Source organism: Microbacterium sp. NPDC064942 (assembly GCF_049545525.1).
GTDB classification, from domain to species: Bacteria; Actinomycetota; Actinomycetes; order Actinomycetales; family Microbacteriaceae; genus Microbacterium; species Microbacterium gawkjiense.
The window spans coordinates 225,243-249,658 of record NZ_JBMWDR010000001.1; the positions used below are offsets into that span (position 1 = coordinate 225,243).

Here is a 24,416-nt window from a genome sequence, read left to right on the forward strand (position 1 = left end):
GGTCAGAGCAGGGCGAGGGAGGTCGCGCGCCAGCGCCCGTCCCAGCCCTCGAGGCGCATCGCGACGGCACGCGTCCGGATCGGACCGCCGACCACCACGACCGCCTCGAGCACGCCGTCGGCGGGTTCGCAGGTGCGATCGCTCAGGATGCGGTGCGCCGGCCGGACGGCGGCGACGCCGCGTGCGCTCCGCGCGCGGGCCGACAGGTTCGCTCGGGTGACGAGCGCCCGGTACGCGTCCTCGCCGAGCCAGCGTGCCAGCTGATCGACGTCGCGCACGCCGGCCAGCACCTCGAGGACGCCGATCGTGAGGTTCTTCACGAGGGGGAGCGGGTCGGGCAGATCGGCCGTGGAGGTGCGCTGCGGTGCGAAGTACTCGGCGACCTCGAGGGCGCTCCCCGAACGCGGTATCCGGCTGTCTTCGGTGGCGGTGAGGGCCATGTCGGTTCCTCTCGGGCGACAGGTGTCTGCGGGTCGATGAACGCCACGAGTACAGCACAGGGCGACGAGAGGGTGGATGAGAATGCTCCAACCTGTGGACAAACCCCGCGGTGCCGGCGGGTGGTCCTCTACATTCGCGATCGTGCGCTGGGATCGATTCTTCGAGGATCTCGAAGACCAATTGGACTCCGAATGGGAGGCCGAGCGCGCGGCGCTCGACACCGAAGCCGAGCGGCTGCGACTGGCCCGGCTGTCGCTGTTCCAGCGGTTGCATGCCCTGGGGGGTGCCGTCGAGGACGCGATCACCCTGGATCTCGTGGGCGGCGCCGCCGTGACCGGCGTACCCGTCGCGGTCGGACCGGATTGGCTCGCTGTGGACGACGGCGGCGCGCGGGGTGCCCTGATCGTCCCCCTGGCCGCCCTCGTCGCGGTGGGGTCGACGCACGCCGACCTGCTTCGCAGCGCCCGGGGGAGTGAGCCCGGGCGGCTCCGCGAGCGGATGACGCTCGGCTTCCTCCTGCGCGACCTCGCGCGGCGGCGTGTCCCCGTGACGCTGTACGCCGTCGACGGGCGGGAGTACTGCGGCACGATCGACCGTGCGGCATCCGATCATCTCGATCTCGCCCTGCACGACCGCGGTTCACCCCGTCGCGCCGACCTCGTGAGCGGATACCGCATCGTGCCGCTGTCGGCGGTCACGGCCGTGCGGCTGGAAGCGCCGGCCTCGCTCGCGTGAGCGCGGCGCGATCAGGCCGTGATCATTCGCCGCCGCGGCGGCCGCGCCCCCAGAGCTCGGGGAAGCTCGCGGCGTTGGACTCGCGCCAGAGCGCGTGGAGTCGCGCGTCCTCCGCCTGTTCGTCCAGGTAGTCCTCGACGCTGTCCGCCTCGATGCGCCACGCGAGCGGGGAGCCGAGCCGAGCCCCCCGCAGACGTCCGTCGAGGATGAGAGCCACGACCTCGTCGACCTCCAGTTGCAGCATCTCCGCGACCTGGGCGGGCGTGAGCATACGCAGGGGGGACGCATCGGGCATGAGGCCATTATGGGCCCGCGTACCGGTCGCATCGGTTGCATCGCCGGCTTGTGGATAATCGCGGTGGCACCGCCGCGGGCTCGGTCACCATGGCGTCATGACCACTCCCGACACCGTCCGGCCCGCGCCGCGTGCATTCTGGGCCGACGCGCGATTCCTCCTCGGTATCGCGCTGATCATCGCGTCCGTCGCGGGCGTCTGGCTCGTCGTCGCCTCTGCGCGTCAAACCGCGCCGGTGTTCGCCGCCGCCCGCACGATCGTCCCCGGTCAGACCGTGACGGCGGACGACCTGCGGGTGGTCGACGTCGCCCTGGGGTCCGCGGGTGACACGTACGTCTCGCCCGCCTCCCTCGAGCCCGGCGTCATCGCGACCCGCACGATCCTGGCGGGCGAACTCGTCCCGCACGCGGCCGTGGACGAGGCGGATGCCGCGACCACGACGAGCGTGGTGATCCGGACGGCCGGAGACGTGTCCGACGCCGTCACCTCGGGTTCGGTCGTGGAGGTCTGGGCGGCACCGGCCGAGGAGGGCGGCGAGGTCGGCGAGCCGCGGATCCTCGTGCCCTCGGCGACGGTGGTCACGGTGACGAAGGACGACGCCGTCGTCTCGGGCGAGGACGTGTCGCTCGAGATCGTCATCCCGCGCGCCGATGTCGCCGCGACGCTCGCCGCGGTGTCCGACGACTCCCTCCTGTCGGTCGTGCCGTTGGCGGGGGAGTCCCGGTGAGGGTCGTCGTCGCGGCGGACGGTCCCCGCGCGGACACCCTCGCCGCGCGACTGCGCCACGAGGACGCCGACGTGCGCGCGGTGGTGGCGGCATCCGCCGCCGCTGCCGCCGCGCTCGATGCGATGGCCGCGCCCGAGGCGGCGGAGCTCCTCGCCGAACTGGCCCGGGCGGACCTCCTGATCGTCGAGGGGCGGGCGGCGACCCTGACCGCCGAGCTCGTCGCCGCCTGCGACCGTCTGTCGGTGCGCATCGTGCCGCTGTGCGCTCGAACCTCGGATCGGCGCCTCGCCGCATCGCTCGGGCTCGCGGCCCACGATCCGGACGCACCGGCGGCCGAGCTCCTCGCGAGCCCTCCGTCGTCCCTTCCCGTCGAGCCCACCCGCGGCCGCGTGATCACCGTGTGGGGCGCACAGGGGGCGCCCGGGCGGACGACCCTCGCCATCGAGATCGCCTGTGCACTTTCGAGTGCCGACCACCGCGTCGCGCTCGTCGACGCGGACTCCCACGCGCCCTCGCTCGCCCTCGCGACCGGCCTCGCCGACGAGGGCCCCGGGTTCGCCGCCGCATGCCGGCAGGCCGAACGCGGCACACTCACGGTGGCCGAGCTCAGCCGCATCGCGTCGACGCTTGCCGACGTGAACGTGCTCACCGGCCTCAATCGGCCGGGACGGTGGCCCGAGCTCTCCCATGCCCGCGTGCTCGCCGCCCTCGAGGCGTGTCGCGGATGGGTGGATGACACCGTCGTCGACACCGCGGCATCCCTCGAACGCGACGAGGAGATCGTGAGCGACCTCGTCGACGGTCCCCGCCGGAACGCCGCGACGCTCGCGGCCGTCGAAGCGGCCGACGTCGTCCTCGCCGTCGTCGCCGCCGATCCCGTCGGGGTGTCCCGTTTCGTGCGGAACTGGCCCGAGCTCCGCGCGGCGGCGGGCACCGCCCCCGTGCGGGTGGTGGTCAACAAGATCCGCGCCGGCGCCCTCGGTGTCGACGCCCGCGGACAGGTGCGGCGCACACTCGAGCGCTACACGGGCGTGACGGACGTGTCCTTCGTCCCGTGGGATGCCCGGGGGACGGATGCCGCGCTCCTCGCCGCGCGCCCGATCGCCCACGTCGCACCGCGCTCGGCGGTGCCGACCGCGGTGCGACGCCTCGTGGCCGAATCGCTCGCCCCGCGGCGTGCTGCGGAGGCCGCGACCCGGCACTCGCTGCGCCGCCTGGCCCGGAGCGCGTAGAGCGCGGGAAGCCCCCGGGAGGAGGATCTAGGGTGGAGGCGTGTCCACCCTCAGCGACCTCGTCTACGCCCAAGGCCGATCCACCGCGGAGGATGTGGAGTGGCTCCACCGCCTCGCCGGTGACGGTCAGCTCCTCGCCGACCTGGCCTTTGCGGACATCGTCATCTGGGTGCCGACGTCGGACGACTCGTTCATCGCCGTCGCCCACACCCGGCCGAGCGGCGCCGCGACCCTGTTCTACCGCGATATCGTCGGCGATGCCGTGCGACCGCAATGGCGCACGCAGGTCACGGACGCGTTCACGCAGGTGCGCGTCGTGGATTCGTCCTCGCCGGACTGGTTCGAGGAGACCCCGACCCGCGTGCGGGCCGTGCCGATCGTGCGCGAGCGCGCGGCGGAGGGACGCGAGAGCCGGGTGATCGGCGTGCTGACCCGGCACACCAACCTCGGTGAGACCCGCACCCCGTCGCGTCAGCAGATCACCTTCAACGACTGCGCGGACGACCTGTTCGGGATGATCGCATCGGCGGACTTCCCCGACCTCACGGCGCCGACCTCGCCGCGCCGGGGCGCCCCCCGCGCCTCGGACGGCCTCATCCGTCTCGACGTCGACGGCATCACGACGTTCGCGAGCCCAAACGCCCTGTCGGCCTTCAACCGGCTCGGCTTCGATGACGAACTCGAAGGCGAATCGCTCATGGAAGTGGCGACGAAGATCATGCCGGCGTCGCGCCAGTTCGACGAGTCGCTGCCGATCGTGATGGCCGGCCGTGCGCCGTGGCGCGCGGACGTCGAGGCGCGCGGCGTCACCGTGTCGCTCCGGACGATCCCCCTGCGCGAGAACGGCACCCGCATCGGTGCCATCGTCCTGTGCCGCGACGTGAGCGAGATCCGCCACCAGGAGCAGGAGCTCATCACGAAGGATGCGACGATCCGCGAGATCCACCATCGCGTCAAGAACAACCTGCAGACCGTCGCGTCGCTCCTGCGCATCCAGGCGCGGCGAACCCATTCCGACGAGGGTCGGGACGCCCTGACGCAGGCCATGCGCCGGGTGAGCGCGATCGCTGTCGTCCACGACACCCTGTCGGAGGGGCTCACGCAGAGCGTGGACTTCGACGACGTGTTCGAGCGCGTCCTCAAACTCGTCGCCGAGGTCGCGGCGGCGCCCAACACGCGCGCGCGCACGGTCAAGACCGGCACGTTCGGGACGCTGCCGAGCGAGTACGCGACGCCCCTCGCCCTCGCGCTCACCGAGCTCGTGACGAACGCCGTCGAACACGGTCTGGCCGACAAGGAGGGCGAGGTCGAGATCATCGCCGAGCGCGACGAGGACCGGCTCGCGGTCCGCGTCCGCGACACCGGTGTCGGCCTGCCCGAGGGTCAGGTCGGTCGGGGTCTCGGCACGCAGATCGTGAGGACGCTCATCCAGGGTGAGCTGAGCGGGACGATCGACTGGCACACCCTCATGGGCAGCGGGACCGAGGTGACGATCGAGATCCCGATGCGGTACATCGAGCGCGCGCGGGCCTGAGGCCCGCGCGCGGCGGTGTCAGGACGCGCGGCGGGCGCGGGCGGCGCGGCGCTTGAGGGCGCGGCGCTCGTCTTCGGAGAGACCGCCCCAGACACCCGAGTCCTGGCCGGTTTCGAGGGCGTACTGCAGGCAGAGTTCGGTGACGGTGCACCGGGCGCAGACGGACTTCGCCTTCTCGATCTGGTCGACGGCGGGCCCGGTGTTCCCCACGGGGAAGAACAGTTCGGGGTCGACGGTCAGGCAGGCGGCTTTGTCGCGCCAATCCATAGCGGTGCTCCTTGTGGGGGATCGGAAGTCGGGATGCGACGCCGGGCGACGTCGACTAACCTGAGTGGTGTGCGAGCTGATGCTCGCCCCACGCCGCTGTGGGAGCACACTTGCCCGTCAATATTCCCATGCCCGGGCATGGGAATCAAGGGTTATGTGAATCACGGGTTAACGGACTATTTCGGCGCCTCGCCGTGCCCCGGGCGCCCAGGAGGAGCGGTGAACGTGCGTACCACCCGCGTCGAGCGGATCGCGGCCGGTTGGCTCGCCCTCGAGGCGATCGGCGTCCTGGCCCTCGCCGCGTGGGAGCTGGTCGCGCTGGTCCGCGGCGACAGCGAGAGCGTGCCGAGCTCGCTGGCGCTCCTCGCCCTGACGGTGATCGGCGCGGTCGCCGTCGCAGGCTTCGCCGTCGCCGTGTGGCGCGGCGGGTCGTGGGGACGCTCCGGCGGCGTCGTCGTGCAGTTGCTCGTCCTGTCCGTCGCGCTCGGGACCCTCACGGGGGAGGGAGCCGACACGCGCCTCGCCGCGACGATCGCGGTCCCCGCCGTCGTGGGGCTCGTCCTCCTGATCGCGACCGCTCGGGCGGCCGGCGCGCGATCGCGGAGCGAGGCCGACGAGGTCTGATCAGACTTCGAGCAGGCTCCGGATCCGCGCGACGTGGCCGGTGGCCTTCACGTTGTAGAGCGCGTGCGCGACCGTGCCGTCCTCGTCGATGACGAAGGTCGAGCGGATGACGCCCTCGACGACCTTGCCGTAGTTCATCTTCTCGCCCCACGCGCCGTAGGCCTCGTGGACGCTGTGGTCGGGATCGCTCAGGAGGGCATAGGGGAGGGCGTCGCGCTCACGGAATTCGCGCAGCTTCGCCGGCTCGTCGCGGGAGATCCCCACCACGGTGTACCCGGCCGCCTGCAGCGGCGCGACGCTGTCGCGGAAATCGCAGGCCTCGGTCGTGCAGCCCGGCGTCATGGCGGCGGGGTAGAAGAAGGCGATGAGGCGCCCGCCGCGGAAGTCGCTCAGCGAGACGGTCCCACCGTCCTGGTCGACGAGGGTGAAGTCGGGGGCGGGGGATCCGGGGTTCAGGCGCGGCATCCCCTCATTTTAGTCGGCCGCTCAGGTCGCGAAGGTGGCGAGGAGTCGCTGCAACGAGTCCAGTCGCGCAGGACCGCGCTCGCCCAGCCGACCCTCCGCCACGGCCTCGCCGATCGCGCAGTCGGGGGCGTCGGGCAGGTGCGTGCACCCCCGCGGGCACTCCTCGGCGACGGCGGCGAGATCGGTGTAGGCGCGGAGGATGTTGGCGGGGTCCACGTGGCCCAGGCCGAACGACCGGACGCCGGGGGTGTCGATCACCCAGCCGCGACCCTGGTCGCCGGCGTAGCGGAGCGAGACGGCCGAGCTCGACGTGTGGCGGCCGCGCCCGGTCACCTCGTTGACGTGTCCGGTCGCGCGCGCGGCGTCGGGGACGAGGGCGTTGACGAGGGTCGACTTGCCGACACCGGAATGGCCGACGAACACGGTGGCGTGCCCGGCGAGGCGTTCGCCGATCTCGGCGACCGGCATCGCGCCGGTCCCGCTGGTGAACACCTCCAGGTCGTCGAGGCCCTCGAAGTGCGCGAGGAAGGATGCCGGATCGGCGAGATCGGTCTTGGTGACGACGAGCAGCGGGTGCATGCCGGCATCCAGCGCCGCGATGAGGTAGCGGTCGACGAGGCGCGGCCGGGGTTCGGGGTCGGCGGCGGCCACGACGATGAGCAGCTGATCGGCGTTGGCGACGATGATGCGCTCGACCTGGTCGGTGTCGTCCGCGCTGCGGCGCAGCAGCGAGGTGCGCTCCTCGATGCCGACGATGCGCGCGAGGGTGCCGTCGTCGCCGGAGGTGTCGCCGACGACGCGGGCGCGGTCGCCGTTGACGATCGGCTGCTTGCGGAGTTCGCGGGCGCGTGTCGCGAGGATCTGGCGCTCGTCCGGGCCGTCCTCGTCGATCAGGACCGTGTAGCGGCCGCGGTCCACGCCGAGCACGCGGGCGGTCTGCGCATCCGCGTGCGCGGGGCGGCGCTTGGTGCGGGGGCGGTTGGCCTTGGGATTCGGCCGGACGCGGATGTCGGCCTCGTCGTAGTCGAGGTCGTCGTCGTCGCCGTCGTCGTCGAGCCAGCTCACGCGAGCATGCCCGCCCACAGCTGGGGGAACTCGGGCATCGTCTTGGCCGTCGTTCCGATGTCGTCGACGACCACCCCGGGCGCCCGCAGGCCGATGACCGCGCCCGCCGTCGCCATGCGGTGGTCGTGGTGGGCGCGCCACACCCCGCCGTGCAGGGGCCTCGGGACGATGTGGATGCCGTCCTCCCGCTCCTCCGCCTCGCCGCCGAGCGCGCGGAGGTTCTCCACGAGGGCCGCGATCCGATCCGTCTCGTGGCCCCGGATGTGACCGATGCCGTGGAAGGTCGTGGGGGCGTCGGCGAACGCGGCGAGCGCGAACAGCGTCGGGGTGAGCTCGCTCGCCGCCGACAGGTCGAGGTCGAGGCCGGCGATGCGGTCGCCCGCGGTGACGGTGAGTGCTCCGGCTCGGCGGGAGACGTGCGCTCCCATGACGGGCAGGATGTCGGCCAGCAGCGCGCCCGGCTGGGTCGAGTGCGCGGGCCAGCCGGGGACCGTCACCGACCCGCCGGTGAGGACGGCGGCGGCGAGGAACGGAGCGGCGTTGGAGAGGTCGGGTTCGATCGCGATCTCCTTGCCGCGCACCGGCCCCGCGGGCACGAGCCACTCGTTCGGTGTGGGGTGCTCGACATGCACCCCGCGGCGGGCGAGTGCCTCGACCGTCATCTCGATGTGGGGGAGGCTCGGCAGGCGCTCGCCGTCGTGGATGAGACGCAGGCCGACGTCGAAGCGCGCCGCGGCCAGGAGCAGTCCGGAGACGAACTGACTGGACTGGCTCGCGTCGATCGTGACCTCGCCGCCGCGGAGGTGCCCGTGGCCGCGCACGTCGAAGGGGAGCGACCAGCTGCCGGCGTCGTCGATGTCCGCCCCGATGTCACGCAGCGCGTGGATCATCGCCCCCATCGGGCGGTGCAGAGCGGTGGGGTGGGCGGTCACGTGCACGTCGCCCACGGCGAGGCCGGCGATCGGGGAGACGAATCGCATGACGGTGCCGGCCTGACCGCAGTCGATCGTGGTGCCGCCGGTGAAGCGGGACGGCGGGGTGACCTCGAGGTCCGGACCGAAGGGGGAGTCGCCGGCGACCGGCTCGATCCTCACGCCGAGGCGACGGAGGGCGTCGATCATGCGCGCGGAGTCGTCCGAGTGGAGCGCGCCGGTCAGCAGGCTCGGTCCGTCGGCGATGGCGGAGAGGACGAGTTCGCGGTTGGTGAGCGACTTCGACCCGGGCACCGTCACGTGCGCGTGGACCGGCTCGCCCGGCGTGGGCGCCGGCCACGACCCGCCGGGGATCTCGTCGGCGGTGGCGGGGGAGGAAGGGGCGTCGCTCATCGCTCCCAGCCTACTGATGACACGGAATCCGTTCACCCGTTCCCGAGCCCTGAGCCGCGGCATCCGCGAACCTGGGAATAGGCCCCGCCCTTCGTCCGTTGACCCCTCTGTCGACACCGTGCATGCCAGGGGAGAGGAGCGCGATGATCGCGACAGCTGATGCGCCCGTGCTCGCCGAAGGGGCCGACGTAGACTGGCCTGCGATGAACGATCAGGCGGTCGACGACCCGCGTACCCAGTTCGAGGAGCAGGCGCTCCCCTTCATGGACCAGCTCTACGCTGCGGCCATGCGGATGACCCGCAACCCGGCCGACGCGTCGGATCTCGTCCAGGAGACCTTCGTGAAGGCGTTCGCCGCGTGGGCGTCGTTCACGCAGGGCACCAACCTCAAGGCGTGGCTGTACCGCATCCTCACGAACACGTACATCAACACGTACCGGAAGAAGCAGCGCGAGCCCTACCAGGGCACGATCGACGACCTGGAGGACTGGCAGCTCGGCGGGGCCGAGTCGACCACGGCGTCGTCGGCGCGATCGGCCGAGGCCGAGGCGATCGACCACATGCCGGCATCCGTCGTGAAGGACGCGTTGCAGTCGCTCCCGGAGGACTTCCGACTGGCCGTGTACCTCGCGGATGTCGAAGGATTCGCGTATCAGGAGATCGCGGACATCATGAAAACCCCCATCGGCACGGTCATGAGCCGTCTGCACCGTGGCAGACGTCAGCTCCGCGACCTGCTGTCCGAATATGCGAAAGAGCGCGGCATCGATGTGCCCGCCACGAGGAGTGCGAAATGACCGACTGCGGTTGCGACAAAGCCCGGCAGGACCTCGAGGAGTACCTGCGCAACGAGATCTGCCACACGCGCCACTCGGACATCACCGAGCACCTGGAGAACTGCGCCGCGTGCCGCGACGAAGCCCTGGTCGCCACCACCCTGACCGCGGTGGTCGCGCGCGCGTGCAAGGAGGCGGCGCCGGAGGACCTGCGCGATCAGGTGCTCGCGCGGCTGCGCGCGGAGCAGGCGACGCACCACTGACCGGACGCCACCCCTTCTTCCCACGAAAGAAGTGGCCCCGCCGAAGCGGGGCCTCTTCTTTCGTGAAGGCGCTCAGAAGGTGAGCGCCTTCTCCATGATCGCGGCGTGCTCGCGGGCGTGGACCTTCGGCGAGCCGGTCGCCGTGGAGGCGGCTGAGGAACGCGAGATCCGCTTGATCGTGCGGCCGTGGAGGTGCTTGACGACCTCGAGCGCCATGAACGGCCAGGCGCCCTGGTTCTCGGGCTCTTCCTGGACCCAGAACAGCTCGGCGTTCGGGTAGCTGTCGAGCACCGCGTTGAGCTGATCGATGGGGGCCGGGTAGTACTGCTCCAGGCGGACGAGCGCGACCTTCTCGTTCGGGTTCTTCTCGAGCTCGGCGGCGAGGTCCCAGTGGATCTTGCCGGCGTGCAGCAGCACCCGGGTCACCGCCTCGCGGTCGAGGGAGCGGCTGTCGTCGATCACCGGCTCGAACCGGCCGTCGAGGAAGTCCTCGACGGGGCTCGTGGCGTTGCGCAGGCGCAGCATCGCCTTCGGCGTGAAGACGACGAGCGGCCGGCGCGGGCGGGCGTACGCCTGACGGCGCAGCAGGTGGAAGTACGACGCCGGCGTCGACGGACGTGCGACGGTCATGTTGTCCTGCGCGCACATCTGCAGGTAGCGCTCGATGCGCGCCGACGAGTGGTCGGGTCCCTGGCCCTCGTAGCCGTGGGGGAGCAGGAGCACGACGCCGGACTGCTGGCCCCACTTCTGCTCGGCGGAGGAGATGAACTCGTCGATCACCGACTGGGCGCCGTTGGCGAAGTCGCCGAACTGGGCCTCCCACAGCGTGAGGGTGTCGGCCCGCTCGACCGAGTAGCCGTACTCGAACGCCATCGCGGCGTACTCGCTCAGGAGCGAGTCGTACACGTAGAAACGGCCCTGGTTGTCGCCCAGGTTCGCCAGCGGCAGCCACTCCTGACCGTTCGCACGGTCGTGCATGACGGCGTGGCGCGTCACGAACGTGCCGCGTCGGACGTCCTGACCGGCGAGGCGGACGTTCGAGCCCTCGACCAGCAGCGAACCGAACGCGAGCAGCTCGCCGAAGCCCCAGTCGATCCTGCCGTTGCGGCTCATGTCGTGCCGCTTCTCGAGCAGCTGCTGCAGCTTGGTGTGGACCGTGAAGCCCTCGGGCTTGTTGACGAACGCGTCCCCGATGCGCTCGATGACGTCGCGGGCGACCCCGGTGGTCTCGGGCTCGCCGACGGCCGTGTCGGCCGGTGCGTCCGCCGCGACGACCGGCGAGGTACCGGTCTGGGCGGCGTGCGTCTCGGCGAAGGCGATCTCGAGGCGGTTCTGGAAGTCCTGCTTGGCCTTCTCGTACTCCTCCTCGGTGATGTCGCCGCGACCGACGAGCGCCTCGGTGTAGAGCTTGCGCACCGAGCGCTTGGCCTCGATCAGGTTCGTCATGAGCGGCTGCGTCATCGAGGGGTCGTCGCCCTCGTTGTGACCGCGGCGCCGGTAGCAGACGAGGTCGATCACGACATCCCGGTTGAACTCCTGCCGGTAGCGGAAGGCGAGCTCGGCGACGTGGACGACGGCCTCGGGGTCGTCGCCGTTCACGTGGAAGATCGGCGCCTGGATCGTCTTGGCGACGTCGGTCGCGTAGATCGACGTGCGGGCGTCGAGGGGGAGCGTCGTGAAGCCGACCTGGTTGTTGACGACGACGTGCACCGTGCCGCCCGTGCGGTAGCCGCGCAGACGCGACATCTGCAGGGTCTCCATCACGACGCCCTGGCCGGCGAAGGCCGCGTCGCCGTGGACGAGGATCGGCAGCCACGAGAACGAGCCGATGGGGAGGCGGTCCTGCTTGGCGCGGACGATGCCCTCGAGGACGCCGTCGACCGTCTCGAGGTGCGAGGGGTTCGCCGCGAGGTAGACGGGGAGCTCCTCGCCGCCGTCGGCGACGAAGGTGCCCTGGGTGCCGAGGTGGTACTTGACGTCGCCCGAACCGCTCTTCGAGCCGACGGCGACGGAGCCCTCGAACTCGCGGAAGATCTGGCTGTAGGTCTTGCCGGCGACGTTCGTGAGGACGTTGAGGCGACCGCGGTGGGCCATGGCGATGGCGGCGCCGTCGAGGCCCTCGGCCGCCGCGCCCTGCAGGATCTGGTCGAGCAGGGGCACGAGCGACTCGCCGCCCTCGAGGCTGAACCGCTTCTGGCCGACGAATTTCGTCTGCAGGAAGGTCTCGAACGCCTCGGCCTCGTTGAGCTTGCCGAGGACGCGCAGCTGCTCGTCGTGGCCGGGCTTCTGGTACTTGACCTCGAGGTTGTCCTGGAACCACTTGCGCTGCGTCGGGTCCTGGATGTGCATGTACTCGACGCCGATGGTGCGGCAGTACGAGTCGCGCAGGATGCCCAGGATGTCGCGCAGCTTCATCGTGCGCTTGCCGCCGAAGCCGTTCGTGACGAACTCGCGGTCGAGGTCCCAGAAGGTCAGGCCGTGGTTCTCGATCTCGAGGTCGGGGTGCGTGCGCTGCACGTACTCGAGCGGGTCGATGTCGGCCATCATGTGGCCGCGGACGCGGTAGGAGTTGATGAGCTCCTGTACGCGAGCCGTCTTGTCGACGCGCTCGGCGACGTCGACCTTGATGTCGCTCGACCAGCGGATGGGGGAGTAGGGGATGCGGAGGGCCGCGAAGATGTCGTCGTAGAACCCCTCCTGGCCGATCAGCAGCTGGTGCACGATCTTCAGGAACTCGCCCGAGCCGGCACCCTGGATGACGCGGTGGTCGTAGGTGCTCGTGAGCGTGATGGTCTTGCCGATGCCGAGCTCGCCGAGCGTCTTCTCGCTCGCGCCCTGGAACTCGGCCGGGTAGTCGAGGGCGCCGGCGCCGATGATGCAGCCCTGGCCCTTCATGAGGCGCGGGACGGAGTGGACCGTGCCGATGCCGCCGGGGTTGGTCAGCGAGACCGTCGTCCCCTGGAAGTCCGCCGCGGTGAGCTTGTTCTTGCGGGCGCGCTGGACGAGGTCCTCATAAGCGGTGAGGTACTCGCCGAACGTCAGCGTCTCGGCCTGCTTGATGCTCGGCACCATGAGGGCGCGCGTGCCGTCGGGCTTCGGCAGGTCGATCGCGATGCCGAGGTTGATGTGGGCGGGCGCGACGACGGACGGCTTGCCGTCGACCTCGGCGTAGTACACGTTCTGGGTCGGGAAGGCCTTCAGGGCCTGGATGAGCGCCCACCCGATGATGTGGGTGAAGCTCACCTTCCCGCCGCGCGTGCGGGACATGTGGTTGTTGATGACGATGCGGTTGTCGATCATCAGCTTCGCCGGGATCGTCCGCACGCTCGTCGCGGTCGGGACGGTGAGGGACTCGTCCATGTTGGCCGCGAGGGTCTTCGGCAGTCCGCGCAGCGGCGTGACGGTGTCCTCGAGGACGGCCTTGTCGGCGGCGGGTGCGGCCTTGGGAGCCTCGGCGGGAATCGGCTGCGGAGCGGCCGGACGCGCGGTCGTCCGGGCGACGGGCGGGGCGCCGACCGCGGCGGGACGGTTCTCCGCTGCGGGGGCCGCCGGAGCGGAAGCCGGTGCGGCGGATCCGGCCGGTGCGGATGCCGCCGGTGCAGATGCCGTCGCGGGTGCGCCGGAGGCTCCGTCGGGGGTGTAGGCCTCGAGGATCGGCCACCACTCCTTGTCCACCGAGTTCTTGTCGCGGCTGTACTGCTCGTACAGTTCCGCGACGAGCCATTCGTTGGCTCCGAACTCCCCGTCGCTCGTAGTTCCCACGCCGGTCGCCTGACTGGACACGGTTCCGCCTGCTTTCGTCGTCGACGTTCGAAATGTGCGGTGCCCGCGCGGCCTCGCGCACAGAGATCAAGGGTATCCCAGGTTCGCGTCCGCCCGACCCGCTCACGCCGTCCGGCGCGGGGGCTCGACGGTCGCCTAGCGTGGGAGTATGCACTACTCCGGTGAGCGGCCCGCAGGCGACCTGACCTACTCCGACGTGTTCCTCGTCCCGCGACGGTCGGACGTGACGAGTCGCCTCGACGTCGACCTCTCACCCGGCGACGGGACGAGTGCGACGATTCCGCTCGTCGCCTCCAACATGAACTCCGTCACGGGACCGCGCCTGGCGGCGACCCTGGCCCGTCGCGGCGGGCTCGCGGTGCTGCCCCAGGACATGCCGTTGCAAGAGGTCGACGCGGCGATCCGGTGGGTCAAGGATCAGCCGGTGCGCTGGGACACCCCGCTCGTCCTGCCGCCGGAGGCGCTCGTGTCGGAGGCCGCCGCACTCCTGCCTCCGGCCGCGGGGCACGGGATCGTCGTCGCGACGTCGGCGCACAGTGCGGGCGCACCGTGGGTGCACGTCGACGACATCCTCGGCATCGTTCCCGCCGAGCGGCTCGGGACGGCCCTGCCGGACGCGCGGCTCGGCGACCTCGTGCGGGGGCGGGCGGCATCCATCGACGCCGACGACGTGGACACTGCGCGGGCGGCCTTCGACCTCCTGGTCGCGGCGGATGCCGACATCGTCACGGTCCTGCAGCACGGCCACCTCGTGGGCACGCTGTCGCAGCGGACGGCCCTGCGCTCCTCGCTGTACCGTCCGGCGGTCGACGCGGACGGACGCCTCATCGTCGCCGCAGCCGTCGGGATCAACGGCGACGTCGCGGCGAAGGCGCGCGCCCTTGCGGCCGCCGGTGTCGACGCGCTCGTCGTCGACACCGCGCACGGTCACCAGGAGAGCATGATCCGGGCGCTCCGCGCCGTCCACGCCGAGGGGCTCGACCTGCCCATCGTCGCCGGCAACGTGGTCACCGCCGAGGGGGTCCGCGACCTCGTCGAGGCGGGCGCCACGATCCTGAAGGTCGGCGTCGGCCCGGGCGCCATGTGCACGACCCGCATGATGACGGCCGTCGGCCGTCCGCAGTTCTCCGCCGTGCTCGAGACCGCCGAAGCGGCGACCGCCGCCGGTGCCCACGTCTGGGCGGACGGGGGTGTCCGCTACCCCCGGGACGTCGCCCTGGCCCTCGCGGCGGGCGCGGCATCCGTCATGATCGGCTCGTGGTTCGCCGGCACGATCGAGTCGCCCGGCGAACTGCGGGTCGACGCCGACGGGCGGGTCTTCAAGGAGTCGTGGGGCATGGCGTCGACCAAAGCGGTACAGGGGCGCTTCGGTCGCCTCGACCCGTTCGAGCGCGCCCGGAAGGAGCTGTTCGCCGAAGGCATCTCGTCGTCGCGCATCTACCTCGACCCGCTGCGCCCGAGCGTCGAGGACCTGCTCGACATGATCACCTCGGGTGTGCGTTCGTCGTTCACGTACGCCGGAGCCGCGACGGTCGCCGACTTCCACGAGCGGGCGACGGTCGGTTTCCAGTCGGCGGCCGGATACGAGGAGGGCAAGGCCCTGCCCGTCAGCTGGTGAGCCGCCGCCCCCGGGCGGGGGCGGGCGTGCCGTAGAATCGTCCGCACAATGGACGACCCTCCCAGTAGACCCTCGCCCCACCGACCCTGCTCCCCGATGATCGGGGGTGACGTGTGATGGACTACGTCATGTTGGGCGTGGGGCTGCTCCTGACCGTGGGAACCGGTCTGTTCGTCGCGAGCGAGTTCGCCCTCGTGAACCTCGACCGCGCCGACCTCGAGGCGCGCCGCGCCGCCGGCGAGACCCGTCTGTCGCTGACGATCAACGCGCTGCGGATCACCTCGACGCACCTGTCGAGCGCGCAGCTCGGCATCACGCTGACGACGCTCCTGACCGGTTACACGATGGAACCGGCGCTGTCGAACCTGCTGAACCCGGTCTTCGCCCTCTGGGGCGTGCCGGAGGCGGCATCCCGTCCCATCGCGACCGTCGTGGCGATCACGGTCGCGACCGTCTTCTCGATGATCATCGGCGAGCTCGTCCCGAAGAACTTCGCGCTCGCCGTCCCGCGGCAGACTGCGAAGCTCGTGATCGGGTTCCAAACGGTCTTCACGACGGTCTTCCGCCCCGCGATCCTCCTCCTCAACGGCAGCGCCAACGCGGTGCTGCGTGCCATGGGCGTCGAGCCCAAGGAGGAGCTGTCGGGTGCCCGCACCGCCGAGGAGCTGTCGAGCCTCGTGCGGCGCTCCGCGAGCGCCGGCGTCCTCGAGGAGGACACCGCGTCGCTGCTCGATCGCACCCTGACCTTCTCGCGGCTCACGACCGCCGACGTCATGACGCCCCGGCCGAGCGTCCACGCCGTCGCCGCCGACGACAGCGTCGAGGAGATCGTGCAGCTCGCGCGCCGCACCGGCCACAGCCGGTTCCCCGTCTACGGCGAGTCGATGGACGACATCATCGGCATCGTCCACCTCAAGCAGGCCGTGTCGGTGCCGCGCGAGCGTCGCGCCGACGTCCCCGCCGCCGCGATCGCGCAGGAGCCCCTGCGCGTCCCCGAGGCGGTCCACCTCGACGGCCTCATGTCCGAGCTGCGCTCCCGCGGGTACCAGATGGCGATCGTCGTCGACGAGTACGGCGGCACGGCGGGTGTCGTGACGCTCGAGGATCTCGTCGAGGAGATCGTGGGCGAGGTGCTCGACGAGCACGACCGCAGCCGCGCGGGCGTCGTGCGGGCGAAGGGGTCGATCATCTTCCCCGGCGACCTGCGTCCCGACGAGGTGCTCGACCGCACCGGCATCCGCGTCCCCGAGGGCGACGTGTACGACACCGTCGGCGGCTTCATCATGGCCACGCTCGAGCGCATCCCGGCGGTCGGCGATCAGATCACCCTCGAGGACGGGACCATCACCGTGCAGCGGATGGACGGTCGCCGCGTCGACCGCGTCAAATTCGTGCCCGCTCCCGTGCCGGTCGGCGCCGAGACCGAAGGGGGTGAGCGCCGATGAGCGACTGGGCCGGAATCGCCTGGCTGGTCGTCCTCCTCGTGGCCAACGCCTTCTTCGTCGGCGCGGAGTTCGCCGTCATCTCGGCGCGACGCTCGCAGATCGAGCCCCTCGCCGAGAAGGGGTCCCGCTCGGCGAAGACCGCGCTGTGGGCGATGGAGCACGCCACGCTCATGCTCGCCACGTGCCAGCTCGGCATCACGATCTGCTCGCTGCTGATCCTGAACGTCTCGGAGCCGGCGATCCACCACCTGCTGGCCGTGCCGCTGGAGGCGATCGGGCTGCCGTACGCGGTCGTCGACGTCACCGGGTTCGTCATCGCGCTGCTGCTCGTGTCGTACCTGCACGTCGTGTTCGGCGAGATGGTGCCGAAGAACCTCGCGTTCTCGCTGCCGGACCGCGCCGTCCTGCTGCTCGCCCCGCCGCTCGTGTTCGTCTCGCGGGTCTTCCACCCGATCATCGTCGCGCTCAACTGGATCGCGAACCACGTCGTCCGCCTGTTCCGCGTCGAGCCGAAGGACGAGGCCGCCTCGACCTTCACCCTCGACGAGGTCGCCACGATCGTGAACCAGTCGCGCATCGAGGGTGTGCTCGACGACGCGTCGGGCGCCGTCGCCATGGCGGTCGAGTTCACCGACAAGAAGGCGAAGGATGTCGCGGTCCCGCTCTCGGAGCTCGTCACCCTGCCCGAGCACACGACGCCCGACGAGATCGAGCGGGCCGTGGCCCGTCACGGGTTCTCGCGCTACGTGATCGTCGACGACGAGGGGATGCCGCTCGGTTACGTCCACCTCAAGGACGTGCTGCGCGCGGCGGAGGGACCGGATGCCGAGGCGACGGTGGACGCGCCGATCAAGCCGAAGCGCATCCACCACATGATCCCCATCGGCGAGGCCACCGACCTCGAGGACGCGCTCGCGCTCATGCGGCGTTCGAGTCGTCACCTCGCGCAGGTGCGCGATTCGGCGGGGGAGACGACGGCGGTGCTGTTCCTCGAGGACATCATCGAGGAGCTCGTCGGCGAGGTGCACGACGCGACGCGGCGCCTCTGAGGTCGCCGGCGACGCGTCGCGGGCGACTCAGCGCCGCCGGGCGCGGAGGTACTGCGGCGGCCACAGCGCCGCAGCCTCCGCGTCGCCGAGCTCGTCGGCGGCGCGCAGGGCGAAGTGGGGGTCGCGGAGCCAGCCGCGACCGACCATGACGGCGTCGGCGAGCCCGTCCTGCAGGATCGTCTCGGCCTGCGCGCCGTCGAGGATCTCGCCCACCGCCGTGACGAGGAGTCCGGTGCGCTCGCGCACCGTGGCGGCGAACGGCACCTGGTAGCCGCGGCCGGTCGTGATGCGCTGGTGGGCGACGAGCCCGCCGGTGGAGATGTCGATGACGCTCGCGCCGCGCTCGCCGGCCCAGGCGGCGACGGTCACGGTCTCGTCGACGCCCCAGCCGCCGTCGGCCCAGTCGGTGGCCGAGAACCGGACGGCGATCACCCGGCTCGGCGCGGCCTCGCGGACGGCGGTGACGACGCGCAGCAGGAGGCGCGCACGGTTCTCGAGCGATCCGCCGTAGGCGTCGGTGCGCTCGTTCGACAGCGGCGAGAGGAACTGGTGCAGCAGGTAGCCGTGGGCGGCGTGGACTTCGAGGAGATCGAACCCGGCCTCGTCGGCGCGGCGGGCGGCCTGCGCGAAGGCGTCGACGAGGGCGTCGATGTCGCCGTCGGTCATCGCGACCGGTGGCGCGTAGCCGTCGAACGCGATCGCCGAGGGGGCCATCGTCGTCCAGCCGCCCTCCGCGGGGGCGACGGAGCCGCGGGCGTCGTCCCACGGCCGGTGGGTCGAGGCCTTGCGGCCCGCGTGCGCGAGCTGCACTCCGGCGAGGGCGCCGCGGGCGTGGATCGCGGCGACGATCGGAGCCCAGGCATCCCGCTGCGCGTCGTTCCAGAGCCCGGCGTCGTGCGGGGTGATCCGCCCCTCGGGGGTGACGGCGGATGCCTCGGCGATGACCACGCCCGCACCGCCGGTCGCGAACTGGGCGAGGTGCACGTGGTGCCAGTCGTTCGGCACGCCGTCCACCGCCGAGTACTGGCACATCGGCGAGACCCACAGGCGGTTGCGCGCGGTGGCGCCGGCCAGTTCGAGGGGGCGGAACAGCAGGGTCATGGGCGGACTCCGTCGCAGTAGGGTGGGCGCCATGGCGGCGCGGGGATGGACGAGGGCGGACACGGCCGAGGTCGTCTTCGGGCCAACGGCGGACGACGACAAGTATTCCCGCGGTGTGGTCGGCCTGCGGACCGGATCGACGGCCTTCCCCGGTGCGGCGGTGCTCGGCGTCGAAGCCGCCTGGCGGACGGGCGTCGGCATGGTGCGCTATCTCGGACCGCAGCGCGCGGCGGACCTCGTACTCGCCCGGCGCCCGGAGACGGTGACCGCGGACGGTCGCGTGCAGGCGTGGGTGGTCGGGTCGGGGACGGATGCCGCGCACCGCTCCGCGCGCGAGCGCGCCGCGCTCGGCGGCATCCTCTCGGGGGAGGTCCCCGTCGTGGTCGACGCCGGCGCCCTGGATCTCGCCCCGGCGGCGGCTGCGCCGGTCGTGGCGACACCGCACGGCCGCGAGCACGAGCGGCTGCGGCGGATGCTGGGGCTCGACCCGGACGTGGACGATGCGTCCGAGACGGCGGCCGTCCTCGGCGGTGTGGTGGTGCGCAAGGGCGCGACGACGGTGGTCGCCGCGCCCGGCGAAGAGGCGATCGGGATCACGGCTCCCACCTCGTGGCTTGCGACTGCCGGCACCGGCGACGTCCTCGCCGGGACGGTCGGCGCCGTGATCGCGGGCGTCGTCGGGCGGGGCGGAGCGCCGGGCGACCTGGGCGCGCTGCAGCGGGCCGCGGCATCCGCTGTCTGGCTGCACGGCCACGCGGCGGCGCTCGCCGTCGCCGCCCACCGCGGCGGACCGATCGCGGCGCTCGACGTCGCGGAGCACCTGCCATTGACGGTCGCCGAGGTGCTGGCCGGCTGACACGCGTCGGTCGGCGGCGCCCGTAGGCTGGGCGCGTGACGAACCGCGTGCTGCTGTGGACCGTGTTCGTCCTCGTCCACGCGGGTGTCGGCCTGCTGGGGTTCGTCCTGCCGAACGAGCCCATGGGCGACGTGTACCGCGTGTACGAGCCGTGGTCGCGCGCGGTGTTCTCGGGCGGCGGCGTCGTGGGCGTGACGCAGGACTGGGTCTATCCCCAGCTCGCGCTGCTGCCCATGCTGCTCGCCCATCTGCCCGCCGGCCTCGTGGGCGACTACACGGTCGGCTGGGCCGTGCTCGTGACGCTGGTCGACGCGGTCGCCTTCGGTGTGCTCGTCGGCCGCGGACGCTCCCGCGGGCGCGTCGTCGCCGCCGTCTTCTGGCTCGCGGCGATCGTCTGCCTCGGCCCCGTCGGCCTGTATCGGATCGATGCGGTCTCGGTACCGCTGGCGATCCTCGGATGCCTGTGGCTGTTGCGCCGGCCCGCGCTCGCCGCCGCGCTCCTCGCGGCCGCGACCTGGATCAAGGTGTGGCCCGCCGCCCTCCTCGCGGCGGCCGTCGTCGCGGTGCGCCGCCGCGCGAGGGTGATCGCCGCCGCAGCGCTCGTGAGCGTCGCGGTGCTGGGTGTCGTCGTCGCCGCCGGCGGAGCGGACCACGCGCTGGGATTCGTCACCGGGCAGACCGGGCGCGGACTGCAGGTCGAGGCGCCCGTGAGCGCGCCGTACGTCTGGGGTGCGCTGCTGGGCGCCGACGGGTCGGCGGTGTACTACGACCAGGGCCTGCTCACCTTCCAGGTCACCGGCCCGCAGGTCGACCTCGTCATCGCCGCGATGACGCCACTGCTCGCCCTCGCGGCCGCCGGCGTCCTCCTGCTCGGGACCTGGCAGCTGCGTCGCGGAGTGCCGTTCGTGCGCCTGTTCCCCGTCCTCGCGCTCGCCCTCGTGCTCGTGCTCATCGTCGCGAACAAGGTCGGGTCGCCGCAGTTCCACACCTGGCTGTTCGCCCCCACCGTCCTGGGCCTCGTGATCGACCGGCGCCGATGGGTGGCTCCCGCCGCCCTCGTGCTCACGGCCGCCGCGCTCACCCAGCTCGTGTATCCCGTCCTCTACGGCGGCATCATCACACCGGCGGTCCTGCCCGTCGCGGTCCTCACGCTCCGCAACCTCGTGCTGGTGGGCCTCCTGGTGTGGATGGTCGCGCGCCTCGTCCGCCTTCCCGCATCCGTGTCCGCTCCCGTCCGCGTCGCCCCCTGATCCCGGAGGTCCTCCCATGCTCGTCGCCTTCTCCGTCGCCCCCTCCGGTGACGGCAACCCGGACGGTTCCGTCCACGACGCGGTCGCCGCGGCCGTCACGGTCGTCCGCGCGTCGGGGCTGCCCCACCGCACCACCAGCATGTTCACCGAGATCGAGGGGGAGTGGGACGAGGTGATGGCCGTCGTCAAGGGCGCCGTCGACGCCGTGCAGCCCTTCGGTTCCCGTGTCTCGCTCGTGCTGAAGGCCGACATCCGCCCGGGGTACACCGGCGAGATCGACGGCAAGATCGCTCGGTTGGAGACGGCGATCGAATCGATTCGTGGCGAGCAGGGGAGCGGGACTACGATCTCGGAGTGATCTCCGCCCCCACGCGTCCCCGCCGCGCCCTCCTCGCGCTCGCCGTCGGCAGCTTCGGCATCGGCATGACCGAGTTCGTCGTGATGGGGCTGCTCCCCGAGATCGCGCGCGAGCTGCTGCCCGCCGCGTGGGCGAGCTCGCAGGAGGACGCGATCGCGCAGGCGGGGTGGCTCATCACGCTCTACGCGCTCGGGGTGGTCATCGGAGCGCCGACGATCGCGGCATCCGTCGCCAAGTACCCGCGTCACCGCGTCATGATCCTGCTCGCGGCGGCGCTGACGCTGTTCAACGCGCTGACCCTCGTGCTGCCGACGTTCGAGCTCGTCGCGGCATCGCGCCTCCTGGCGGGACTGCCCCACGGCGCGTACTTCGGTATCGGCGCGCTCGTGGCCGCCGACGTCATGGGTCCGGGGAACCGGGCCAAGGGGGTCGCCTTCGTGCTGACCGGTCTGACGGTCGCGAACGTCGTCGGCGTGCCGCTCGGCACCTTCCTCGGGCAGAACCTGGGCTGGCGGTGGGCGTTCGTGCTCGTCGTCGCCATCTTCGCCGCTGCGACCGCCGCGATCGCCGTGACGGTGCCGCGCCGGGCGGGGGAGCCCTCGCGCACCCTCCGCGCCGAGCTCGGGGTGTTCCGCATCGGACAGGTCTGGTTCGCGCTCGGGATCGGCGCCATCGGCTTCGGCGGCTTCTTCGCCGTCTACACGTACGTGTCGCCGCTCGTGACCGAGGCCGCGGGGTCGCCCGCGTGGGTCGTCCCGATCACGCTCGTGATCCTCGGGATCGGGATGACGGTGGGCAACCTGGTCGGCGGGCACCTCGCCGACGTCGACCTGATCCGCGCGATGTTCGGGCTGCTCGGCCTGCTGGCGCTGTCGCTGCTGCTGCTCGCCCTGACCTCGGGGTGGATCGTGACGGTCGTGATCTTCGTCTTCGCGGTCGCCTTCGCCGCGTCGGCGGTGAGTCCCACCATCCAGACCCGCCTCATGGACGTCGCCGGCGACAACCAGTCGATTGCCGCCGCGCTCAACCACTCCGCGCTCAACACCGGCAACGCCATGGGAGCGGCCCTGGGCGGTGCCGTCATCGCCGCGGGGTTCGGCTTCGCGGCGCCCGTGTGGGTCGGCTTCCTCCTCGCGATCGCCGGGCTCGGCATCGCCGCGCTCAGCATCACCCTCGAGCGGCGGCAGGCCCGCACACCCGCCCGGGTCTGACACGCCGCAGCGGGCGGCGCAACCCCGTCTACGACCGAGCCCGCGACTCGCTAGCGTCGAGCCATGTCCCGTAACTCGCGCCGGTTCGCCTGCACGCCGGACGACGTCTTCGCCGTCCTCCAGGACGGGTGGCTGTTCCCCACCTGGGTGGTCGGCGCGTCCCGCATGCGGGAGGTCGCCGACACGTGGCCGCAGGTGGGCTCCCGGCTGCACCACTCGTTCGGCGTCTGGCCGGTGCTCATCGACGACGCGACTGAGGTGCTCGTCTACGACCCGCCCCGGCACATCCTGCTGCGGGCGAGGGGATGGCCGATGGGCGAGGCCCAGGTCGACATCCAGGTCAAGCCGCACCGGGATGGGTGCATCGTGCGGATGCAGGAGGAGGCGGTCGCGGGGCCGGGCAGCCTCGTGCCGCAGCCGCTCCTCGATGTCGTCCTGCAGCTGCGCAACCACGAGACCCTGCACCGGCTCGCGTATCTCGCCGAGGGGCGCGCCGCGCGGCCGACCGACGAGACGACCGCCGAGGACGAGGGCGTCGCCGAATGAGCGACCTCGACGTCGTCGTCGTGGGGGCGGGCCCCAACGGCCTCGCCGCGGCCGTCACCCTCGCCCGTGCGGGCTTGGCCGTCCGCGTCTACGAAAAGGGCGCGACGATCGGCGGCGGAGCCCGGACGGCCGAGATGACCCTCCCCGGGTACCACCACGACGTCTGCTCCGCCGTGCACCCGCTCGCGTTCGAGAGCCGCTTCTTCCGCGAGTTCGGCCTCGGCCGTCGCGTCGCGTTCGTCGTCCCGGAGGCGTCGTTCGCGCATCCGCTCGACGGCGGTCGCGCGGGCGTCGCCTACCGTGACCTCGACCGCACCGCCGACGGCCTGGGCCGCGACGGCGACGCCTACGCGCGGCTCCTGCGCCCGCTCGTCGAGCGTGCGTCGGAGGTCGCCGACTTCACCGGGCATCCGCTGCTGCGAGTGCCGCGGCATCCGCTCGCGGCGGGCTGGTTCGGAGCCCGCACGCTGGAGCAGGGGAGTCCGCTGTGGAACGCCCGGTTCCGAGAGGATGCCGCGCCGGCGCTGCTCACGGGGGTCGCCGCGCACACGATCCTGCCGCTGCCGAGCCTCGCCGGCGCGGGGGCCGGCCTCGCCCTGACGACCTACGCCCACGCCCGCGGCTGGCCGATCCCGGTTGGCGGCAGCCAGGCGATCGTCGACGCGATGGCCGACGACCTGCACGCCCACGGCGGCGAGATCGTGACCGACCACGAGGTCACCTCGCTCGCCGAACTGCCGCGGGCGCGCGCCGTGTTGCTCGACGTCATCCCGCGCGCGTTCCTGCGGATGGCCGGCGACGCCGTGCCCGCGGGGTACCGCGGTGCGCTCGAACGGTTCCGGTACGGCGGGGCGGTCGCGAAGGTCGACTTCGCCCTGTCGGGACCGGTGCCGTGGGCGAATCCCGAGGTCGCGGCGGCCGGCACGGTGCACGTCGGGGGCACGCGCGCCGAGGTCGCGGCATCCGAGACCCTCATCGCGCACGGCGGCCTTCCCGACGCGCCCTACGTGCTCGTCGCGCAGCCCTCGTCGTTCGACGCGTCGCGCGCGCCGGCGGGCGGCCACACCCTGTGGACGTACACGCACGTCCCCGCGGGGAGCACGGCCGACCGGGCCGAGGCCGTCATCCGGCAGATCGAGCGCTTCGCCCCCGGCTTCCGCGACCTGATCCTCGCCGTCAACTCGCGGAACGCCGTCGAGGTCGAGGCGGAGAACCCCAACTATCCCGGCGGCGACATCGCCGCGGGCGCCCCGGCGCTCTGGCAGTTGCTGAAGCGACCCGTCGTCTCGCCCGAGCCGTGGCGGACGCCTCTCGAGGGCGTCTACCTCTGCTCCGCGTCGACGAGTCCGGGGCCTGGGGTGCACGGGCTCGCGGGCTGGCACGCGGCGCGGTCGGCGCTGCGGCACACCTTCGGGACGCGGATCGCCCCGGATCTGTCGCCCCGCTGAGC

At 72.0% G+C, this 24,416-nt stretch carries 24 protein-coding genes; 16 read left to right on the top strand and 8 right to left on the bottom strand.

What is annotated here, in order from left to right:
- Window positions 1-2: 2 nt before the first annotated feature.
- Window positions 3-440, bottom strand: coding sequence for an Rv3235 family protein (locus ACPEH2_RS01015; RefSeq protein WP_064001416.1), 438 nt, complete (start codon window positions 438-440; stop codon window positions 3-5).
- A 142-nt stretch (window positions 441-582) separates the two neighbouring features.
- Between ACPEH2_RS01015 and ACPEH2_RS01020 the strand changes: the two genes are divergently transcribed.
- The gene (locus ACPEH2_RS01020) at window positions 583-1,176 is read left to right on the top strand and encodes a hypothetical protein (RefSeq protein ID WP_359918078.1); all 594 of its coding nucleotides are present in this window, start codon (window positions 583-585) and stop codon (window positions 1,174-1,176) included.
- A 22-nt stretch (window positions 1,177-1,198) separates the two neighbouring features.
- Here the strand turns inward: ACPEH2_RS01020 and ACPEH2_RS01025 are convergent, their stop codons facing one another.
- Window positions 1,199-1,447: a helix-turn-helix domain-containing protein gene (locus ACPEH2_RS01025; protein ID WP_064001417.1), complete on the bottom strand. Its 249-nt coding sequence runs from the start codon at window positions 1,445-1,447 to the stop codon at window positions 1,199-1,201.
- Between the two features lie 121 nt (window positions 1,448-1,568).
- On the opposite strand from ACPEH2_RS01025, the gene ACPEH2_RS01030 reads away from it, so the two are divergent.
- Genes ACPEH2_RS01030 through ACPEH2_RS01040 form a run of 3 tightly spaced genes read left to right on the top strand, consistent with a single transcriptional unit; the run spans window position 1,569 to window position 4,964 of the window.
- Window positions 1,569-2,198 (top strand): SAF domain-containing protein, encoded by a 630-nt coding sequence (locus ACPEH2_RS01030; protein ID WP_359918076.1) that lies wholly within the window; start codon window positions 1,569-1,571, stop codon window positions 2,196-2,198.
- Window positions 2,195-3,430, top strand: a complete 1,236-nt coding sequence (locus tag ACPEH2_RS01035; RefSeq protein ID WP_359918074.1) for an AAA family ATPase — start codon at window positions 2,195-2,197, stop codon at window positions 3,428-3,430. Before ACPEH2_RS01030 ends, ACPEH2_RS01035 begins: the two co-directional genes overlap by 4 nt.
- 40 nt (window positions 3,431-3,470) lie before the next feature.
- Complete coding sequence (locus ACPEH2_RS01040) at window positions 3,471-4,964, top strand: sensor histidine kinase (RefSeq protein WP_359918072.1); 1,494 nt, start codon at window positions 3,471-3,473, stop codon at window positions 4,962-4,964.
- Between the two features lie 18 nt (window positions 4,965-4,982).
- On the opposite strand, the gene ACPEH2_RS01045 is transcribed toward ACPEH2_RS01040, so the two are convergent.
- Window positions 4,983-5,231 (bottom strand): WhiB family transcriptional regulator, encoded by a 249-nt coding sequence (locus ACPEH2_RS01045; protein WP_018188706.1) that lies wholly within the window; start codon window positions 5,229-5,231, stop codon window positions 4,983-4,985.
- Window positions 5,232-5,456: 225 nt separating this feature from the next.
- Here ACPEH2_RS01045 and ACPEH2_RS01050 point away from each other — a divergent pair, with 225 nt between their 5' ends.
- Complete coding sequence (locus tag ACPEH2_RS01050) at window positions 5,457-5,855, top strand: histidine kinase (RefSeq protein WP_359918070.1); 399 nt, start codon at window positions 5,457-5,459, stop codon at window positions 5,853-5,855.
- On the opposite strand, the gene bcp is transcribed toward ACPEH2_RS01050, so the two are convergent.
- From bcp to aroA, 3 genes are read right to left on the bottom strand one after another with little or no spacing between them, the layout of a single operon-like run.
- Complete coding sequence (gene bcp / locus ACPEH2_RS01055; RefSeq protein ID WP_311862882.1) at window positions 5,856-6,320, bottom strand: thioredoxin-dependent thiol peroxidase; 465 nt, start codon at window positions 6,318-6,320, stop codon at window positions 5,856-5,858.
- Between the two features lie 21 nt (window positions 6,321-6,341).
- On the bottom strand, window positions 6,342-7,385 hold the full coding sequence (gene rsgA / locus ACPEH2_RS01060) for a ribosome small subunit-dependent GTPase A (RefSeq protein WP_359918068.1): 1,044 nt from the start codon (window positions 7,383-7,385) through the stop codon (window positions 6,342-6,344).
- Complete coding sequence (aroA, locus tag ACPEH2_RS01065) at window positions 7,382-8,710, bottom strand: 3-phosphoshikimate 1-carboxyvinyltransferase (protein ID WP_359918067.1); 1,329 nt, start codon at window positions 8,708-8,710, stop codon at window positions 7,382-7,384. Before aroA ends, rsgA begins: the two co-directional genes overlap by 4 nt.
- Before the next feature lie 143 nt (window positions 8,711-8,853).
- Between aroA and ACPEH2_RS01070 the strand changes: the two genes are divergently transcribed.
- Window positions 8,854-9,507, top strand: a complete 654-nt coding sequence (locus ACPEH2_RS01070) for a sigma-70 family RNA polymerase sigma factor (protein WP_311862878.1) — start codon at window positions 8,854-8,856, stop codon at window positions 9,505-9,507.
- A complete protein-coding gene (locus tag ACPEH2_RS01075) occupies window positions 9,504-9,749 on the top strand; it encodes a hypothetical protein (RefSeq protein ID WP_064001424.1) in 246 nt (81 codons plus the stop codon). The genes ACPEH2_RS01070 and ACPEH2_RS01075 overlap by 4 nt, the downstream gene beginning before the upstream one ends.
- Window positions 9,750-9,821: 72 nt before the next feature.
- Here the strand turns inward: ACPEH2_RS01075 and ACPEH2_RS01080 are convergent, their stop codons facing one another.
- On the bottom strand, window positions 9,822-13,532 hold the full coding sequence (locus tag ACPEH2_RS01080; RefSeq protein WP_359918065.1) for a multifunctional oxoglutarate decarboxylase/oxoglutarate dehydrogenase thiamine pyrophosphate-binding subunit/dihydrolipoyllysine-residue succinyltransferase subunit: 3,711 nt from the start codon (window positions 13,530-13,532) through the stop codon (window positions 9,822-9,824).
- 148 nt (window positions 13,533-13,680) lie between these two features.
- Between ACPEH2_RS01080 and ACPEH2_RS01085 the strand changes: the two genes are divergently transcribed.
- From ACPEH2_RS01085 to ACPEH2_RS01095, 3 genes are all read left to right on the top strand, one after another.
- A complete protein-coding gene (locus ACPEH2_RS01085; RefSeq protein ID WP_359918063.1) occupies window positions 13,681-15,150 on the top strand; it encodes a GuaB1 family IMP dehydrogenase-related protein in 1,470 nt (489 codons plus the stop codon).
- 116 nt (window positions 15,151-15,266) lie between these two features.
- Complete coding sequence (locus ACPEH2_RS01090; RefSeq protein ID WP_217531230.1) at window positions 15,267-16,595, top strand: hemolysin family protein; 1,329 nt, start codon at window positions 15,267-15,269, stop codon at window positions 16,593-16,595.
- Window positions 16,592-17,644, top strand: a complete 1,053-nt coding sequence (locus ACPEH2_RS01095; protein ID WP_253035555.1) for a hemolysin family protein — start codon at window positions 16,592-16,594, stop codon at window positions 17,642-17,644. Before ACPEH2_RS01090 ends, ACPEH2_RS01095 begins: the two co-directional genes overlap by 4 nt.
- Before the next feature lie 27 nt (window positions 17,645-17,671).
- On the opposite strand, the gene ACPEH2_RS01100 is transcribed toward ACPEH2_RS01095, so the two are convergent.
- Window positions 17,672-18,745, bottom strand: coding sequence for an NADH:flavin oxidoreductase/NADH oxidase (locus ACPEH2_RS01100; RefSeq protein WP_359918061.1), 1,074 nt, complete (start codon window positions 18,743-18,745; stop codon window positions 17,672-17,674).
- A 22-nt stretch (window positions 18,746-18,767) separates the two neighbouring features.
- Here ACPEH2_RS01100 and ACPEH2_RS01105 point away from each other — a divergent pair, with 22 nt between their 5' ends.
- The 6 genes from ACPEH2_RS01105 to ACPEH2_RS01130 all read left to right on the top strand — a co-directional run bounded on the left by ACPEH2_RS01105 (window position 18,768) and on the right by ACPEH2_RS01130 (window position 24,414).
- On the top strand, window positions 18,768-19,601 hold the full coding sequence (locus ACPEH2_RS01105; protein WP_253035560.1) for an ADP-dependent NAD(P)H-hydrate dehydratase: 834 nt from the start codon (window positions 18,768-18,770) through the stop codon (window positions 19,599-19,601).
- Window positions 19,602-19,636: 35 nt separating this feature from the next.
- Window positions 19,637-20,851, top strand: coding sequence for a glycosyltransferase 87 family protein (locus tag ACPEH2_RS01110; protein WP_359918060.1), 1,215 nt, complete (start codon window positions 19,637-19,639; stop codon window positions 20,849-20,851).
- A 16-nt stretch (window positions 20,852-20,867) separates the two neighbouring features.
- On the top strand, window positions 20,868-21,209 hold the full coding sequence (locus tag ACPEH2_RS01115; RefSeq protein ID WP_064001432.1) for a thiamine-binding protein: 342 nt from the start codon (window positions 20,868-20,870) through the stop codon (window positions 21,207-21,209).
- Window positions 21,206-22,420, top strand: coding sequence for an MFS transporter (locus ACPEH2_RS01120; protein WP_359918058.1), 1,215 nt, complete (start codon window positions 21,206-21,208; stop codon window positions 22,418-22,420). The genes ACPEH2_RS01115 and ACPEH2_RS01120 overlap by 4 nt, the downstream gene beginning before the upstream one ends.
- A 63-nt stretch (window positions 22,421-22,483) precedes the next feature.
- On the top strand, window positions 22,484-22,966 hold the full coding sequence (locus ACPEH2_RS01125; RefSeq protein ID WP_359918056.1) for an SRPBCC family protein: 483 nt from the start codon (window positions 22,484-22,486) through the stop codon (window positions 22,964-22,966).
- The gene (locus ACPEH2_RS01130; protein ID WP_359918054.1) at window positions 22,963-24,414 is read left to right on the top strand and encodes a phytoene desaturase family protein; all 1,452 of its coding nucleotides are present in this window, start codon (window positions 22,963-22,965) and stop codon (window positions 24,412-24,414) included. The genes ACPEH2_RS01125 and ACPEH2_RS01130 overlap by 4 nt, the downstream gene beginning before the upstream one ends.
- The last annotated feature ends 2 nt before the right edge of the window (window positions 24,415-24,416 follow it).